Origin of the sequence: Chelonobacter oris (assembly GCF_000772535.1) — a bacterium.
GTDB lineage: Bacteria > Pseudomonadota > Gammaproteobacteria > Enterobacterales > Pasteurellaceae > Chelonobacter > Chelonobacter oris.
Map to the genome: position 1 here is coordinate 87,400 of NZ_JSUM01000012.1, position 19,595 is coordinate 106,994.

Consider the following 19,595-nt stretch of genomic DNA (forward strand, 5'->3'; position numbering starts at 1 on the left):
TATGGAAAGTCTTTACGCACTGATAGGCGGTATGGGCTTTATGCACATCGAACTCGGGCAGGCGGTTATGATCGCGGTCAGTTTGCTGTTGCTGTGGCTTGCCATCGCCCGAAAATTCGAGCCGTTATTGCTGTTGCCGATTGGTTTCGGCGGTTTACTTGCCAATATTCCGGAAGCCGGTATGGCGATGACCGCACTTGATAATCTGTTGCACAGCGGCAATACGGAGCAATTGGCAATGGTTGCCGCTAAATTGAACAGCGCCGCCGATCTTGAATCGATTAAAGCGGCGTTGAATACCGCACTTCCGTCGATTCAAGCCCAATTGGAAAGCGATGCCGCCGATATGGGATATACCAGTGGGATTCTGGCGTTATTTTATAAGGTTGCAATCGGTTATGGTGTTGCTCCGCTAATCATTTTTATGGGCGTCGGGGCAATGACGGATTTCGGTCCGTTGTTGGCTAATCCGAAAACCTTATTATTGGGTGCGGCGGCACAATTCGGGATTTTTGCCACGGTGTTGGGCGCGTTACTGTTAAACTGGTTGGGATTAATTGAATTTACATTGCCTCAAGCCGCTTCCATCGGGATAATCGGTGGTGCCGACGGTCCGACGGCGATTTATCTGTCAAGTAAACTGGCGCCGGAATTATTAGGTGCAATAGCCGTTGCCGCGTATTCTTATATGGCGTTGGTGCCGTTGATTCAACCGCCGATTATGAAAGCATTGACGACAGAGAGCGAACGTAAAATCCGCATGGTGCAGCAACGGAATATCAGCAAACAGGAAAAAGTGCTGTTTCCGATCGTGCTGTTGTTATTGGTCGCTTTGTTGTTGCCGGATGCCGCACCGCTACTGGGAATGTTCTGTTTCGGTAATTTGATGCGGGTGAGCGGTGTCGTTGATCGCTTGAGCGATACGACGCAAAATGCGTTGATCAACATGGTGACCATTTTCTTGGGCTTGTCGGTCGGGGCAAAACTGGTAGCGGATAAATTTTTGCAACCGCAAACCTTAGGGATTTTACTGCTGGGCGTAATTGCGTTCGGTATCGGTACCGCCAGCGGTGTGCTGATGGCAAAATTGTTAAACCGTTTCGGTAAAAATCCGATTAATCCGTTGATTGGTGCGGCAGGGGTTTCTGCCGTTCCGATGGCGGCGCGGGTTGCCAACAAGATAGGCTTGGAAGCGGATTCGCAAAACTTCCTGCTGATGCACGCCATGGGGCCGAATGTGGCCGGTGTTATCGGTTCGGCGATTGCCGCCGGAGTAATGTTGAAATATATTGCCGTGATGTAATCGGTTAATAGAAAAGAAAAAAGGTGTTATGGACAATTCATAACACCTTTTTCATGCGGAAGTTTAAATACTGAAACTGTTAAATACTGAACGAAGAGCCGCAGCCGCAAGTCGTGCTGGCATTCGGGTTATTGACAATAAAGCGTGAACCTTCCAGCCCTTCGGTATAATCCACGGTGCCGCCGATCAAATATTGCAAACTCATCGGATCAACCACCAACGACACACCGTTTTTTTCAATCGTCAAATCACCGTCATTGATTTTTTCATCAAAGGTAAAACCGTATTGAAATCCGCTGCAACCGCCGCCGGTGATATAAACGCGCAGTTTTAAATCCGGATTTTCTTCATCTGCCACCAAATTTTTCACCTTATTTGCCGCCGCATCGGTAAAAACTAATGGAATTGCTACATCTGTCATAAGGACTCCCACTGATGTATGAAAAATAATTGGTTATTATTATACAAGCCGAAACACGGTTCAAGGGATATTTTAGTCAAAAAATGATGAAACGCTCGGGTAACAAGTGCACACGACAGTTTTATCTGCCGATATGAAAATGTTATACTTAGGCAAAATAATAATTCAGATTAAAAATGAAGGTTGATAATGAATATTCCTATCCGAAGCGAAAGCGAATTGGAGAAGCTGCGCGAAGCCTGTAAACTGGCGCAAGATGTTTTAGTGATGATTGAACCGTATGTCAAAGCCGGAGTAACCACCGGCGAGCTGGATCGCATTTGTCATGACTATATGGTTAATGTCCAAAACGTGATTCCCGCCAGTTTGAATTATCACGGCTTTCCCAAGTCGACCTGTATTTCAATCAACGAGGTGGTTTGTCATGGGATCCCGAGTGATGATAAATTGTTGAAAAACGGCGATATCGTGAATATCGACGTCACGGTGATCAAAGACGGCTTTTTCGGCGACAACTCTAAAATGTATCTGATTGGCGAGCCGTCAATCAAGGCAAAACGTTTGTGCGAAGTGACGCAGGAATCGTTGTATATCGGTTTGCGTACCGTTAAACCGGGAATTCGCCTGAACGAGATCGGGCGTAATATTCAGCAGTATGTGGAGAGCAAAGGGTGCTCTGTGGTGCGTGAATATTGCGGACACGGCATCGGCGATCAATTCCATTGTGATCCGCAAGTGTTGCATTACTATGCCGATGACGGCGGTGTGGTGTTACAGCCGGGAATGGTGTTTACCATTGAACCGATGGTCAATGCCGGCCGCCGTGAAGTGCGGTTGATGAAAGACGAGTGGACTGTCAAAACCAAAGATCGTAGCCCGTCTGCGCAGTACGAACATCAAATTGTGGTTACGGAAACCGGCTGTGAAGTGATGACTATTCGTGATGAGGAGATTGCCGAAGGGCGGATTTCACGTCAGATGGTGAATATTTGATTCCGATTGAAAAACGTCCTCAGGGACGTTTTTTGTTTTGACTGAAATGGAAAGCGTATGCATATGAAATCTAATGAGAGTTCTTCCGAGAATTTGGATATTACGGCGGTTAAAACGCAGTTACAGCAACTGAAAGCACAAGAGGCGGCGCAGTTTGCCGAAATCGATGTGAACGAGCTGATAGCTTGTCGCAGCCGTTTTTATGATCAGTTGTTGCAGCGGCTATGGCGGCAGTTTGGGTTGGCGCAACAGCCGTTGGCGCTGGTCGCTGTGGGCGGTTACGGGCGGGAAGAGATGTTTCCGCTGTCTGATCTGGATATTTTGATTCTGAGTGAAACCGCACTTGAACCGCAGCAAGAACAAAGCATTGCCCGACTGATTCAATTTTTATGGGATTGTCGGTTTGAAGTCGGGCATAGTGTGCGTACGGTTGCGCAATGTATTGCCGAAGGGAAGAGTGATATCAGCATTGCCACTAATTTGTTGGAAGCCCGATTTCTGTTCGGGCAAACCGCACTTTTTACACAATTGCAACGTACGCTCAATACAGCGGATTTCTGGACGACAGAAGCTTTTTTTCACGGCAAGATGCAAGAAAAAGAGGCGCGTTATCAACGTTATAACAATACCGGCTACAATTTGGAGCCGGATATTAAATACAGTCCGGGCGGCTTGCGTGATTTGCATCTGCTGTATTGGATTGCTTTGCGTCATGTCGGGGCGAAGAATTTGCAGGGCATTTTGGATTCCGGTTTTATCTATCCCGAAGAGCACCGCATTTTGCATACGGCACAGCAGTTTTTATTCAAATTGCGTTTTGCCCTGCATTTGGTGATCACCCGTTATGATAACCGACTGTTATTTGATCGGCAGGTAAAAGTCAGCGAAATGTTGGGTTATCAAGCCCATGACGGACAGAAAAGTGGAAATTATGCGGTCGAGGAAATGATGAAAACGTTTTTTCGCACCGCACACAATGTCAGGGAATTGACCGAGCTGCTGTTGCAGCACTATCAGGAACATTTTATCAACCGTCGTGAAAACAGTGCGGCGCAGCCGTTGGACGACAATTTTGAACTGAAAAATAATGCCGTTCAGTTGCGCCGTCCCGATTGCTTTATACAACAATCGGATACCATTTTGGATCTGTTTTACCATTTAACCCGGCAACCGCAGGCGATAATCCACTCTTCCGCCTTGCGCCGTTTGCGCTTGGCGTTGTTGCAAAAACAACCTTATTTGGTCGAATCACCGACAGCGAGGCAAAAATTCCTCCAATTATTGGAACAACCGAATGCTATTGCGCGCGCATTTATGCCGATGCACCAGCACGGCGTACTAAACGCCTATTGCGAAGAATGGAATAATATCAGCGGATTAATGCAGTTTGACCTGTTTCATGCTTACACAGTCGATGAACACACCATTCGGGTTTTGCTGAAGCTGGAAAGTTTTTTGCAAGCGGAAAATACCGAACAACATCCGTTGTGTGTCGAGCTGTTTCCGCAATTGACCAGCCGCAGTTTGATATATATGACCGCACTTTTTCATGATATTGCAAAGGGACGCGGCGGCGATCACGCCGAATTGGGGGCGATCGATGTATATGATTTTGCACAGAAACACGGATTTTCGGAAGAAGATGCGGAAATGATGGCGTGGTTGGTGTTAAATCATTTGAAAATGTCGGTAACGGCACAGCGACGGGATATTTACGATCCGCAAGTAGTGTTGGAATTTGCCAACAGCGTGAAATATCAAATCCGTCTGGACTACCTGACCTGCCTGACGGTCGCCGATATCAGCGCCACCAACAGTAACCTTTGGAACAGTTGGAAACGTTCGTTAATCAGAACGTTATATCAATTCACGACTCAACAACTGGCGCAGGGAACCGATTATCTGTTGGACGTCAGCGATCAAATTTTGCAGCATCGCTTGCGTGCATTGGCACTGTTGCAACCGTTGCTGCAAGACGAGACCTTAAAACTGCGTACGATAAACGATTTTTGGCAGCGTTGTCCGCAGGATTATTTTTTGCGCAATAATCCGCAACAACTGGCATGGCATGTCAAACTGGTTTGCCTGTCAAACGATGAGATTATTGTAAAATCCAGCAACCGTTTTTCTCAGGGCGGTACCGAATTATTCGTTTATTGCCCTGATCAACCGCACTTATTTAATAAGGTGGTGCGTGCAATTGAAGCGAAAAACCTCTCTATTCATGATGCACAGATTTTGACCAGCAATGACGGTTATTCATTGGATTCGTTTATCATCAGTGAAGCCGGCGGGGTGTTGGCAAAATTCGATCGGCGGCGGAGCATTGAAGAAAGTGTGCTTAATGCGCTGAAAAGCGAGTATAAACCGGCTTGGAGCAACAAAGTCAATAACAAACTACAGCACTTCCATGTGCCGACCGAAGTGCGGTTTATCAATGCCGATAAACGGGAGCAAACCGAATTGGAGATTTTCGCTCTCGATAAACCGGGATTATTGGCGATGATCAGTAATGTGTTCAGTGAATTGGGAATTAATTTATCCAATGCCAAAATCACGACCATCGGCGAACGGGCGGAAGATTTCTTTATTTTACTTAACGGCAACAATCGGGCGCTGAGTGAGGTTGAGCGTGAGCGGCTGCAACAAGCGCTGAAAACCGCACTTTCAGGCTAAATATGCCTTATTTTTGTTCGAACGCCGCTAAATGCGCAGTATCATTGCGTTTGATCAATGTAAATTTGCCGTCGGGATATGGTGTATCCTGACGGTAATTCACCACATTGATTGCCGTATTCAGCACCGGGAGGCTCAAGTGCGGATCGCGATGTTGCTGCCAGACATCGCCGCCGAGTACATGCAGCAGGCGCAGGGTGTGTCCGTGTGAAACCAGCAGAATATTGCCTTGATGGTGAATGCGGATAATATCCTGCACACGTTGATACAGCAATAAATAGTTTTCGCCCTGATTGGACAGTGCCTGATAATTCACCGGATCATGCGACATGATTTGATATTCGTCCAATCGGCAGAGTTCCGTCATCATTTTGCCTTCCCAACTGCCGAAAAATTGTTCATTCAGCCCACGATGTTGAAAGTGCGGAATCGTACGGTTTCCGATAATCAGCGCAGCGGTATCGATTGCCCGTTTTAAATGGCTGCTGTAAGCTGCAACAAAATCAACGGATTACAGCGCAAGTGCGGTTGCCTTGGCGCCGGCAATGCCGTCCGGGGTTAAAGGCGAATCGCCGCTGCCTTGCAGTAAGCCGGCTTCGTTCCATTCGGTATGTCCGTGGCGAATGAGGTAAAAAGTGAGCGATTTTGTTATCATCATAAAATTACAGTAATGGGCTGAACAAAAAGAATAGCCGCTCAAAAAAACGTTGATAAATCGGGCGGTTAATCCATTTTTCGATATCCATAAAATCGGATTGTTGTAAATATCCCTGCTGCAACGCTTCAACTTCCTGTCCGAAACTCAAATCGTCTACATGGAAAAACCAAGGGCAAGATGGAACGCAATTCAATGCAGTATTTACCAAGGCATTATCGCCGATTGTATCAATCACCAAATGATACCCTTAAAATTAGTGGTTATCGCAGCTACTCGGTCGCTACTCCTCATTGCAGTGCTCTATTTTATTGCTGACCCCACTTTACTTTATGCTGCCGAAATCGGCAGCATCTGCCACGTTGAAGCAGAAGCCTATTATCCCGGTATTTGAGAGCCTTATGGTGATGATGAATTGGTTTGTAATTATTGGAAGTTCTTGGGTATTGAAAATCCGGAATTTGAAGAAGAATGGATTGAACTCGATAATATGGATTCACCAGAATAGATCGAAGAGTAAAAGGGGAAAAGGTAACAGTCTCAAAGGGATAATGGTAACCGTTTCCAAGGGAAACGGACTTGCCCGAAAAACCCGAAAAGGCTTAAAATACAAAAGGAATTTTTCTGGATTTACAAATCTGATACTTTCTAAATTTTATAAATATCGTTATACTGAAAAGAAATAGCTAATTTCTTCGATTTAGCAATGCGTTTATTGAGATTTTATGCAAAAAAATTCTAAATTCGCGTTCATTGGTTTTAATCTACTATTATCGTCAGCCGTATTTGCTGAAACATTATCTACCCTTGTAAATATCAATGCCCGACAGCAACAACGCCAACAAGAACAAATTCAAGCTATTCAATCTCAGCAGGTTAATCAACCTAATGTGCGGTTTGACACCACCGTTGATGATAAACGCCCGTTATTAACCCCCGAAGTGCAATGCCTGACGATTTCCCGCCTTTACCTGACCGATATCGATTTTTCCCAATCCGATTTGTTACCTGCTGCCGATATTCACCCCCCGCCAAGCAAATTTGATTGGGCGCTTGATGCCGTTTATCAGCCCGGGGATTTTGCGCTGCCGCATTGTGTCGGCGGCGAGGGCATCGGCATTTTAATCAAGCGGGTACAAAATGCGATTATCGAAAAAGGCTTTGTCACCACCCGAGTGTTGGTACAACCGCAGGACTTACGCAGCGGCAGGCTGATATTAAGCGTGGTGTCGGGCAAGGTGCGCCGGATTCAACTGCGGGATAACAGTGATTCCCCGAAAGCAACGTTAGCAACCGTTTGGTCGGCCTTGCCGGTTCAACAAGGTGAGCTGCTGAATATCCGTGATATTGAACAGGGCTTGGAGAATTTGAAACGCCCGCCCCACGCCGATGCGGACATCCAAATCGTTCCGGCAGGCGAGGGGGCTAATCCGGGGGAAAGTGATTTACAGATTGATTTTAAACAGCGCTTTCCGTACCGCTTAACGCTGTTGCTCGATGATTCGGGAAGTCGTTCTACCGGACGGTTACAAGGCACGGCGACAATTTCGATTGAAAACCTGCTCTCCTTAAATGACCTGTTTTACACCGCATTCACCCACAGTTTCAAACGCGGCAGCGACGATAGCGGCGAACGCGGCAGTCAAAATGTCAGCGCCTATTATGCCGTGCCGTGGAAAAACTGGCTGTTGAGCGCTTCGGTGTCACAATACGATTACCACCAAACGGTATTCGGGCCTTTCGTCAATTACGAATATGCCGGTAAAAGCACGCATCAAAACATCACCCTGTCCCGTCTGCTGTATCGTGATGCGAGCCGCAAAACCAGTGCGAACGTCGGTATTTGGCATCGTCGCAGCGCCAACTTTACCGATAATGCCGAAATTGATGTGCAGCGCCGCCGCATGGCGGGTTGGGAAATTGGCGTTAACCATCGGGAATATCTGGGCAGGGCAACGCTTGAGGTGTACGCCAATTATAAACGCGGCACCGGGGCGAATCGCGCCCTTGCCGCACCGGAAGAATTTCACGGCGAGGGAACTTCCCGCCCGAAAATCCTGACCGCCGGCATCAGTTTCAAGCAACCGTTCACGTTGGGTGAGCAGCCTTGGCAATTTACCACGAGTTGGCGCGGACAGTGGAACAAAACGCCGTTAATTCCGCAGGATCGTTTCAGTATCGGCGGACGTTACACGGTGCGTGGTTTTGACGGCGAACTGACGTTAAGCGCTGACCGCGGCTGGCTGTGGCGTAACGAACTGGCGTGGAATGTGATGAACAGCGGGCAGGAACTCTATTGGGGTGTGGATAAAGGCGTCGTGCGCGGGCGCAGCACGGCGGATTTAGCGGGGCGTCATTTGGTCGGCGGCGTCATGGGATTGCGGGGTGAACTTTGGGGTTTACATTACGACTATTTTGTCGGCGTGCCGATACATAAACCGCAAGGATTCCGCACCAGTCATGTGACTACCGGCTTTAGTCTGAGTTATCAGTTTTAAGCCGCCGAACCCGACGCTAAGCGCAGACGGCAACTATAAAGCAAAAATAAAAAGTAAAAAATAAAAAAACAAAAAAATAAAAAAACAAAAAATAAAGGAACAGCGTATGAACAAGCATCTTTACCGCCTGATTTTCAGTAAAACGCAACAGTGTCCGGTTGTCGTCTCTGAGATTGCAACCCGAGAGGGAAAAGCCAAAGGGGACGGCGGTAAAGAGCACCGTATCAACGATGAGCACAGTGATGACCGCACTTTCGTTTTGCCGTCCGCCTGCCGGCAGCTTCACCCGTTGACGCTCTGCCTGTTTAGCGCCTTGGGCTTCTTGTTTATCAGCACAAGTGCGGTTGCAGACGAGCTGAAAATTCTGGCAGACCAAGCCGCCCCGAAAAACCAACAGCCTATCGTCTTATCAACGGCGAACGGCATTCCTCAAGTCAATATTCAAACCCCGAACGACAAAGGGCTGTCGCACAATAAATATCAACAGTTTGATGTGGACACCCACGGTGCGATTTTGAATAACAGCCGCAGCAACGTACAAACCGAACAGGGCGGCCGGGTGCAGGGCAATCCGTATTTGGCGCGCAGCGAAGCCAGCGTTATTCTCAACGAAGTCAACTCGAGTAACCCCAGTCAACTGAAAGGCTACATCGAAGTGGCGGGCAAACGGGCGGATGTGATTATCGCCAACCCGTCGGGGCTTCATTGTGAAGGCTGCGGCACGATTAACGCCGGTCGCAGCGCCTTTACTACCGGACAAGTGGAAATTGAAAACGGACAAATCAAAGGCTATCGGGTTGAACAGGGCAAGATAACCGTTTCGGGGCGCGGCATGGACACCGAACGCAGCGATTACACCGACATTATCGCCCGCGAAACCCAAATCAACGCCGGGATTTGGGCGCAAGAACTGAACGTCACCACCGGCAAAAATGTGGTGTCGGCGGATAACCAATCGGTACAAGTCATTCACCAAATCCGACAGATTGACGATAACAGCGCCGAAAATGAAGAACAAGTGCGGTATGCGGTCGATGTTGCCGAGCTGGGCGGCATGTATGCCGGCAAAATTCATCTGGTCGGCACCGAAGACGGCTTGGGCGTGCGCAATGCCGGCCATCTCGGCGCCACGCAAGGCAATGTGCAGATTGATTCGCAAGGGCAAATCGTCAACAGCGGTTTTATCGGTGCACGGCAGGATGTTAAGGCAACAGCAAAAACGCAACTTGAAAACCGAGGCTCGGTTTATGCGCAGCAAGGCGATATCAAACTCACCGGCCAAACACAAGGCATCAACCAACACGGCAGCGTGGTAGCCAAAGGCGCAAGCCAAGGCAAAGGGCAGGTGAAACTGACCGCCAAACACACGATTGCCCAGCAAGGGGAAACCTTGGCGGAAAGCGATATTGAGTACCGTGCAAACAAGATTCAAGCGGAGCCATCGTCGACGTTAGCCGCCGGTGTGAGATTCACGCAAACGGAGAAAGGCGAGCAAAAATCTCTTAGCGCACAAAACGACAACGGCAAAAAGCTTAGCTTAACCGCTAACGAAAGTGCGGTTGCGCAGGGGCGGAATCTGGCGTCAAACCAACTGCAACTACAGGCGAAAACGGTCGATATTGCCCATAGCCAAACCGGCGGCTATGATGTGGATATTCAAGCAAGCCATGGCAATGTAAACGCAGATAGTGCCGTATTAAGTGCGGTCGCACATCTGACGATTAGCAGCCCGAGCGCACTTTCCACTCGGCGTGCCCATCTCCATGCCGAGCAGTTACACATCACCGCCGACCATGCCGATAACACACAAGGAACCTGGGTGCAGCGCAGCAGCGACGGTTTAAGGTTAACCTTAAATGGCGGATTCATCAACCAACGCGGGCAAATTAAGAGCGGCGGCGACATCACTCTCTCGACCACGGCATTTAACAATCAACAGGGCTTATTTGATTCCGGTAACAAATTACACCTCGATACCCGACAAGGCAAGTTGACCAATCAAGACGGCATTATCAGCACGGCTTCAACCCTTAAGCTTGACAGCGGTGTGTTAAATAACCAAGGCGGTTTGATTCAAAGCGGTGAAAGTGCGGTTATCAACACCCATGGAAAGCTGCTGGATAACCGTAACGGCTTAAATGAAAAGCGCAATCAGGGGATTATCAGCGGCGCCGGTTTAACGTTGAACGCCGGAAAATTGGACAACCAACAGGGCTATGTCGCTTCCCGAGAAACACAGCAACTTAATTTAAGCGGCGACATAAACAATCGCCAAGGGCAAATCGTCGCCCTGAGTAACGCTGAATTGAACGCCGCCAATTGGGATAACGGTCAAGGGAAGTTCAGCAGCAACGGCAAGTTAACCGTTGCATTACAGGGGGATTTGAACGGCGAACAAAGCCATATCAGCGCACGACAGGATTTACAGCTGCGTGCCGCCGGCCTCAGCCAAACCAAGCAAGCCTTACTGCACAGCGATAAGCAACTCACGATTAGCGCCAACCGGCTGAGTTCAACCGATAACAGCGAAATCAGTGGCGAACAGCTGGATATTGCGCTGCAGGGCGGTTTAGACAACAACCACAGTCGATTGCTGGCAAATCAAACGCTTACGCTGCTGTCCACGGCATTGAATAATGAGCAAGGCACGATTGCCGCGTTACAAGGGAATGTGTCATTAAATACGCATCAGCAGTCTATTGATAACCGGCACGGCAAAATCGCAGCACAGCGTGAGTTGACGATTAACAGTGGCGCGGTCACCAATCAGCAGGGATTAATTCAAGGCGGTGAAAATGCGTTAATCAATACGCATGGCTCGTTATTGGATAATCGCCATACAACCACGGCAGATAATTCAAAAGGAATTATCAGTTTAGGACGGCTGGCGCTTCGGACTGCCGATTTGAATAATCAGAACGGTTTTATCGGCGGCATAAAACAACAAACTATTCAAGCAAATACGCTGAATAATACTCAAGGCGTGATTCGTAGTGGCAGCGATCAAGCGATACAATTAACAGGCGCTTTGAATAATACGGCGGGAAGTATCACCTCCGCACAGGATTTGAGATTGCTAAGTCATGCACTGGATAACACCGCGGGTTTACTTCGCGGTCGGCAAAATGTGACGATTGATACGCAACAGCATACGTTGATTAATGATAATACACTGAATGAGAAAGGTTCCAAAGGGATTGTTGCATTCGGCTCACTGGCGATCGAAAGTGCGGTTCTGAGTAATCAACAGGGTTATATTGCAAGTCAAGATAGTCAAACCGTTACCGCAACACGTTTGAATAATCAACAAGGTGTGATTCAAACGAACGCCGATTTGTCGGTAATCGCACTGAGTGGTATGAATAATACCCATAATGGGCGCATGATGGCGGAACGGACATTGGCACTGCAAAGCGGTGAGTTGGATAATCAAAACGGCCTTATCCAAGGTAAACAACAACTTTCACTCGATACACATGGAAAACAATTGAATAACAGCGATACCCAGACGGAGGATTTCAGTAAAGGTATTGTCACATTGGGAAAATTGAGCGTTAAAACCGCTGACTTGATTAACCGAAAAGGGGGAGTGATCAGTGGCGGGCAGCAAGAGATTGCCGCAATGACATTGCAAAATAGCAACGGATTGATACAGTCCAATGCGGCACAGCGTTTAATCATTACCGATTTTCTGGATAACCGTCAAGGGCAAGTTCTGTCGGGGCAAAGTGAAATTAGCGCACAATCCCTAATGAATAATGAAGGCAGTATTTCCGCCGATAAACAATTGATAATGGATGTAGACGGCATGGTTGTCAATCAGAATGGCCGACTTGTCAGCCGTGGTGAAAATCGCCTTGTTGCCGGTGTACTGGATAATAATCGCGGTACGATTGGTTCACAACAAAATGCCGTCATGCTGACCGTTAAAGAGAATGTGGAGAATCGTCAAGGTAAAATAGCTGCCGGACAAACGGCAACACTACTCAGTGGTGAAGTCAACAATCAGGGCGGATTGATCAGTGGAGGGGAAGCGGTCAATATTGATACTCAAGGCAATTCCTTTGATAACAGCTATACTAAAAACAGCGGTATTATCAGTAACGGCGATATTATCTTAAATCTTACCGCGTTGAATAATCGGCAGGGGGATTTGACCGGCGGCAAAACGTTGCAGATCAATGCACAACATATCGATAACAGGGATAACGGTTTGTTATTCGGCAAAGAGCGGTTACAGATCGACAGTCGTGATTTGGATAATCGCGGCGGCGTGATTCAATCGCTGCAATATGCGGTTATTTTAGCGGAAACTAAGCTAAATAACAGCAAAATCGGTGAAAACGGTTCGTTGATTCAATCCGGCGACAGCGTGCAGATCATGACGGCGGGATTGGATAACAGCGGTACAAAAGCAAGCGAAAGCCGTCCTACGCAAGGTTTAGTTGCAAATCGCCTCACACTAGACGGTGACGGTTTGAATAACCAATCCGGCGGTATTTATACGACAATGGCGCTGAATGCAGACATCCGTGATTCGATTGACAATCAAAACGGTGAGCTTTTCTCTCTAGGCAGTTTGACATTACATGGTGAAAATCTGACCTTGAATAACCAAGACGGCAAGATAGAAAGTCGCCAACATTTGGCGTTGGATCTTGTCCGTTTTACAGCCGAAGGCAGTATTAAAACCCAAGGTGATGCCGACATTAAATTAAAGCAGGATCTGATCTTAAATCATGCTTTTCAGGTTGACGGCGCACTAAATCTGGCCACACAAGGTAACTTTTATAACCGCACCCAACTAGTCACGGGGAAAGGATTACGGGTTAGGGCAAATAGCATTGATAATCCGTTTAACAGTGAACTAAGCTCCGATAATACTTATATTGAGGCAAACAATATCACCAATTGCGGCTTGCTTAACGGAATAAGCAATGTGATAAAAGCAGGTGAACTTGACAATCTGGGGAGCGGACGGATCTACGGGGATCATCTGGCGATTCAAGCAAATAATCTTCGCAACAATCAGGAAACTATAAACGGCGAAACCCAATCAGCGGTTATTGCAGCTCGTGAGAGGCTGGATTTGGCTGTCGGAACACTCACTAATTACGATCATGCTTTGATTTTCAGTTTGGGGGATTTGGTCATCGGCGGTCAATTAGATGGGAATAACTACGCAACAGGCAAAGCAGTATTTGTTGATAACGGTAGTGCAACGATTGAAGCGCTGGGTAGCGGTGTTATCAATACGGCGAGATTGTGGAATCATGATTTGCATTTAGTCACAGGAGTTGAGGCAAAAAGCGAATACGTCCATGAGATGGCGCAAACAGAAAATACACAGCGTTATCGAGTCAATGTTGACGGTACATTTGATTGGGGAGGAAGAAATGCGTGGTTTGACTTCTATGATCCTGAGAAAGAAACCATTTCACAAAAAGAGTGGTACGGCTGGAAATATACTAAAACGACTGAAACGACATTTATCAAGCAACGAGATCCGGCAAAAATCCTGATTGGTGGAGATTTAAGTTTACAAGGCGATGATTTATATAACCAACACAGCCAATTATTAATCGGCGGAAAATTATGGCTGGGAGATAACGCTTTTACAGAGAATATAAATCATGATTCTTTATCAAATAACGGCTTTTCTCTTATTAATGAAGATTTGAAAAAAAATATTAATATCACAAACAGTGGATATTCTTATTTTCTAAAGCATTATAAAAAACATGGAAATAACGGACATAAAGAGGTCAATGAAACGGATTTCATCTATTCTGAGCCTACAGTAGAAGAGCCTTTCGGGTTAGTAGATAATACAATTGGAAATTTACAAATCGTTAAAGCAAACGGCAGTCACCAACAAATAATGCCAACCGTCGGAAATGAAAAAACATCGCTTACCGATGTTAATATCGGTTTATCCATCGTGTCGCCACAATCTGTCGATGTTACTAACGGAACGGTTATTACCGCCTTGAATTCATTTCATACCATTGGGATAACTACACCAACAGGAGATGATGAGAGCCGTATCATCTCTGTCCAAACGAGTACCCCGACTATTGAAAAATCATCACCAAACCAACTTGGCGAACGGGTTGATGTTACTATAAAAACCTATTCTCCCAATATGATATTACCACAAGCCGGTTTGTACAAAATTAATCCGTCTGCGGATAGTCATGTGTTAGTCGAAATCGATCCGCAATTTACTAATCGACGGCAGTGGTTGAGTTCGGATTATATGTTTAACGCACTGCATAGCGACCACAATAATATGCACAAGCGTCTGGGTGACGGGTTTTATGAGCAACGCTTGGTTAACGAACAGGTGAATCGGTTGACCGGACGGCGTTTCTTAGGCAATTATCAGTCGGATTATGAGCAATATAAAGCCTTGATGGATAGTGGCGTGAAATATGCTCAGCAGTTTAACCTGATCCCGGGTGTTGCCTTGAGCGAAGCGCAAATGAAAGAGCTGACCACAGATATGGTCTGGTTGGTCACTCGTGAAGTGCAGCTTTCAGACGGCACAACTACAATAGTATTAGCACCGCAAGTCTATATTGTCGCCAGGGACTCCGATGTTAATTCACGGGGGGCGGTAGTTTCCGCCAATGAAATTGTTGCCGTAACCGACGGTGATATTGAAAACAGCGGTACGATTTCAGGGCGTAAATTGAACGCACTTTCAGCGGATAACATTCGCAATTTAGGCGGAACATTACAGGGTGAACAATTATTATTGAATGCGCAGAATGAATTGGCTAATTTGGGTGGAAAGTTAATCGCCGATAATAAATTGGTTGCAGTAGCAAAAAATCTCCGTATTGAAAGCACTTGGTCTGAAACGGAAGATAGCGGTGAGTTTTATAAGAAAGGGCTGAATCAGCAAGCCGCTGTGAAGTTGAGAAACGGTGACGGCATGCTGGTTTTCCGTTCACAGGACGACATTACCGTTAAAGGGGCGAATTTTGATATTGCCGGGATTACGGACATTGAAGCCGGCAAGCGATTGCAGCTGGAGACGTTAGCCACGGAGAATAAAGAACAATATAATTTTAATGATGACAACTATTATCGCTTGCACCAAATAACGGAAATCGGCAATCAGTTTAATTTGAGCGGTAATGCGCGATTGGCTGGGGGCGATTCGGTAACTATTCGTGGAAATCAACTCCATGGCGACGGTGAACTGCATATTGAATCAGGGGGAAGTATTCAAATTGAAGAGGCACGTCAAACGGAGAAACTTGCAACGTCTAGAAAATTTAAAACAAAAGGCTTACTCAGCAGCACGATTTCTATCACCAAACATAACCATGATTATGATTTGGCGGTTGGATCGCAGGTTGATGCCAAAAATATTGTGATAAATGCGCAGCAAGGTGATGTGAAAATTATCGGCAGTGATATGGTCGGTGAAGACGGGCTGTCGATTCGTGCCGATAATGTCTCGATTGTGGAAGCCGAGAACCGGGTGAAAGAAGAGAATTACAGTCAAACCACGAAAAAAGGCTTAATGGGCGGAGGCGGCTTTGGCTTCACAATCGGTTCACGTCAAACGACACTGGAAACGGATAACAGCAAATATTATGCCGGCGGTAGCCAAGTCGGCAGTTTGAGCGGTGATACGATCGTGGTTGCCGATAATGCTTATTTACAACGAGGAAGTGCGGTAACCTCGGTCGACGGTGACAGTTTGGTCTATACGAAAAAAGCCGATGTGGCGGCAGTGGATGACAAATACGAAACCAATCAAAAATACAGGTTTGAACAAAAAGGGTTGACGGTTGCGGTGAAAGTGTCGGCACTGCAAGCGATACAGGCGGCGCAAAGTGCGGTTGAATCGGTGAAAAAGGTCGGTGACAGTAAAAACAGCCGCATTAATGCCATGGGAGCGGCGAATGCCGCTTGGGACAGTTTGAAAGCGGCACAGGGTTTACAAAAATTGGGCGAAGGGCTGGTAAACGGCGATATGTCATCGGTGCAGAATGTCAGCGTATCAATTACTTACGGCGAACAGAAAAACATCAACCAAACGCATACCGAAGGCAATAGCGCCAACAGCAGCCGGCTTCGTGCCGGCGGCAAAGCGATGATTGTCACCCACGGCGATAAAGAGACTTCACATATTACGATCAAAGGTTCGGATGTTGTCGGTGCAGGCGGTACGTTATTAAAAACAGCCGATAAACTTAATATTGAAGCCGCAGAACAAAATCATCAAGAGCGCAGTAAAAACAGCTCGCAAGGTTTTAATGCAGGGCTTGCGGTAAATTACGGCAGTGGCGGATTTTCCTTTGGGGTGACCGCCGGCGGCAATGTTGGACGAGGTTACGGCAACGGCGACGACCGCACTTGGGTGAATAGCCGTGTGGGCATGAAAGACAGCCGCACAACCCTCATCAGCAGCGATACGGCAATCGCAGGCGGAGTGGTTGAAGGCAGCGGTGTCAGGTTGGAAACGAACGGCCTTATCATCAAAAGCCTACAAGAAACGATGAGTTATAAAGGCAAGCAACAGAATATCAGCGGTCAAATAACCGTGGGTTACGGTGTGTCGGGGGAGGCAAGTTACAACCAATCGAAAATGAATGCCGATTATGCCGGTGTGCGTGAACAATCGGGAATATTTACCGGTGACGATGGTTATCAAGTGAGCGTAAAAGGGCATACCGACTTGACGGGTGGTTTGATAACTTCGACCGAACAAGCGGAAGCAGCGGGAAAAAATCAATTCCGCACCGGAACTTTGGATTATCGGGATATTGAAAATTATGCGAATTATTCAGCAAGCGGTTTTGGATTAGGCGGTGGATTTAGTGTAAGCGGCGGTGACTCAGCAAAAGAGCTCGGTGGATATAAGCTACAAGAAATCGGGGAAAATAATCAAGACGGCAGCGCTAAAGTCGAAATGCAGGGGCTTGGCGGCATTGGTTCTCAAGGAAATTGGGGTGTAGCAAAAGGTGTTATCGGCGTTTTAGCCGGGCAAGTCAGTGATAAAGGGCGAGAAAAAAATATAACCCGCAGTGGCATTAACACGCAAAATATCATGATTACTGACAATGAAAAACAACGCCAAATAAATGATAAATCCATTGAAGAAATGAAAGCTGAATTAAATCAAACAAATGATCATAAGCAGCTTAATAAAATTGATATTGAAAAAGCTAGATCAGAGCTTGATAGGGATCTGAAAACAGTTCAAGATTTTGTGAATCATGTTTATGAGACAGGTGATGAGATTTATTACAAAATCGAGAAAAAAGAAGACAATATTTTTGTAAAAGAAAAACGAGCAAAAGATTGTGAAAGTATTGATTGCATTAAAATGTCTGAATTAGATGTAGAAACCTTAGAGGTTCCTAAAACAAAAGAGGAGGCTGAAAAACTTGCTCGAATGTATGCTCACGGTATTTTTAATATTGATGATCGAGATAGGTTACAAGGTGCTATTCAATATGGTGGTGAAGATTATTTAGAAAATGATGTTTTAGTTGTCCAAAAAGAATATACCTCTATTGCGGCAGAATTAGGCTTTACTGTGTTTGAGCGATTAAGAGCAGGTATAGATGCTCCGGCTATTTTTGGTGCTTCAAATGCCAGCCGAGAACAAGCAAAAATTTGGGGATTATTGGAAGAATACAACCGAAACAATCCAAATTCGCAGGTGGACTTAAAGCATCTTTCGCATAGTTTAGGGGTGTCGAGTACTAAAAACGCAATGAACTGGGCGAGTTATAAAGGAATGAAGTTTGACAATACAACCTTCAAAGCTGACACGGTTGGCACATCTTACCCGATGACTAATAATACCCTTGGAGGCAGATTATCTTTTGGTTTGTATGATAAAGGTTATACTGAAAAAGCAAGTGGTTTATTTAGAGATGGGAAAGTGGAATATGCTGTAGCACCTAGAGATATTGTTGGCACAGGAGTGCAGCTACCGTGGGTTCCGGGAGCATTTAGTTTAGGGATTGGTAATACTAACACAACGGGCAGTAATACAACGGGCATTCCATTATGGGGGATTTTTACCGGAGATCATACTAAGGCTTATTTTAAGGATGAGAGCGTTATTAATTTCCTTTATCCAGTTGGTAAAGATAATGGTAGGGCGAGAAATGAAATAATTAATTATCAAAATAAAGTTTGGGGTCAAATTGGACCTAAAACAGAAGAAATTAAATTTAATAATAAATTTATTAAAGGTGGTGAATAATGAGGAAAATTATATTATCATCGTTCTTATTATTGTCTGGGTGTTATATGGCAAACGGCTCCCCGCCCGCTTCTATGTATTGGATTAAAAATGGAATAAGTCTCTCTTATGAACACGCTAATTACTGTTATGAAAAATCAAAGATAGAAGCTTTAAATAAAAAAGAATTGAATAAATTTCTCTATTTGGATGATAAATTTAATAAAAATCCGATAGATATGATAAATAATCATAAAGATGAATATAAGGAGTATAATAATCTGATGAATAAAATTAGTTTGCTTCATAGACAATGTTTTTATGATCTTGGTTATCGCTTTAGAGCTCCTTTATATTGGTGTTTGGCTCAAGATGGAGATAATACAAGAATATGCACGGAGAATATGAAGTATCGAAATTGAAAAAAAGATGTTTCATAAAAGTTATAAACTTTGAAAATACTGGTTTCTTCATTATAAAAATTATTAACAGCATACAATGTGGAACACGGAGTAGTTCTTCCCCTGACGGTTTTCGTTTAAGTGGCTCCTACTGTTTTGGTGCTTCAAATGCAAGCCGAGAGCAAGCGAAAGTTTGGGGATTATGGAAGAATATAACCGAAACAACCCAAATGCACAGGTGAATTTAAAACATCTTTCGCATAGTTTAGGTGTGTCTAGTACTAAAAACGCAATGAACTGGGCGAGTTATAAAGGAATGAAGTTTGATAATACAACATTGGAAGCGAATACAGTTGGCACTTCCTATCCAATGACAAATAGTACCCTAGGAGGGCGATTAAGTGGCGGATTGTATGATCAAGGTTATAC

At 45.8% G+C, this 19,595-nt stretch carries 9 protein-coding genes and 1 pseudogene; 7 read left to right on the forward strand and 3 right to left on the reverse strand.

All coding sequences use genetic code 11. From position 1 onward, the window contains the following. The first annotated feature begins 1 nt into the window (after position 1). Positions 2-1,303, forward strand: coding sequence for a sodium ion-translocating decarboxylase subunit beta (locus OA57_RS07780; RefSeq protein ID WP_034615982.1), 1,302 nt, complete (start codon positions 2-4; stop codon positions 1,301-1,303). 79 nt (positions 1,304-1,382) lie between these two features. Here OA57_RS07780 and erpA read toward each other — a convergent pair whose 3' ends face one another. Next, positions 1,383-1,724, reverse strand: a complete 342-nt coding sequence (gene erpA, locus OA57_RS07785) for an iron-sulfur cluster insertion protein ErpA (RefSeq protein ID WP_034615934.1) — start codon at positions 1,722-1,724, stop codon at positions 1,383-1,385. A 189-nt stretch (positions 1,725-1,913) separates the two neighbouring features. Here erpA and map point away from each other — a divergent pair, with 189 nt between their 5' ends. Both map and glnD read left to right on the forward strand, forming a co-directional pair. Next, entirely contained in the window at positions 1,914-2,717 is an 804-nt protein-coding gene (gene map / locus OA57_RS07790; protein WP_034615937.1) for a type I methionyl aminopeptidase, read from the forward strand. A 63-nt stretch (positions 2,718-2,780) separates the two neighbouring features. Then, positions 2,781-5,393 carry a bifunctional uridylyltransferase/uridylyl-removing protein GlnD gene (gene glnD / locus OA57_RS07795; protein WP_034615986.1) on the forward strand — a complete coding sequence of 871 codons (2,613 nt, stop codon included), beginning with the start codon at positions 2,781-2,783 and terminating at the stop codon, positions 5,391-5,393. Between the two features lie 7 nt (positions 5,394-5,400). Here the strand turns inward: glnD and OA57_RS07800 are convergent. Continuing rightward, positions 5,401-6,045: pseudogene (locus tag OA57_RS07800) on the reverse strand (histidine phosphatase family protein). 10 nt (positions 6,046-6,055) lie between these two features. Further along, positions 6,056-6,286 carry a hypothetical protein gene (locus OA57_RS07805; protein ID WP_152596730.1) on the reverse strand — a complete coding sequence of 77 codons (231 nt, stop codon included), beginning with the start codon at positions 6,284-6,286 and terminating at the stop codon, positions 6,056-6,058. A 487-nt stretch (positions 6,287-6,773) separates the two neighbouring features. On the opposite strand from OA57_RS07805, the gene OA57_RS07815 reads away from it, so the two are divergent. From OA57_RS07815 to OA57_RS12850, 4 genes are all read left to right on the forward strand, one after another. After that, entirely contained in the window at positions 6,774-8,546 is a 1,773-nt protein-coding gene (locus OA57_RS07815; protein ID WP_034615947.1) for a ShlB/FhaC/HecB family hemolysin secretion/activation protein, read from the forward strand. 106 nt (positions 8,547-8,652) lie between these two features. After that, on the forward strand, positions 8,653-18,786 hold the full coding sequence (locus tag OA57_RS07820) for a two-partner secretion domain-containing protein (RefSeq protein WP_052122432.1): 10,134 nt from the start codon (positions 8,653-8,655) through the stop codon (positions 18,784-18,786). 47 nt (positions 18,787-18,833) lie between these two features. After that, on the forward strand, positions 18,834-19,187 hold the full coding sequence (locus OA57_RS07825; protein WP_152596731.1) for a hypothetical protein: 354 nt from the start codon (positions 18,834-18,836) through the stop codon (positions 19,185-19,187). Positions 19,188-19,368: 181 nt separating this feature from the next. Next, a partial coding sequence (locus tag OA57_RS12850) for a hypothetical protein (RefSeq protein ID WP_235424656.1) occupies positions 19,369-19,595 on the forward strand: 227 nt, incomplete at its 3' end.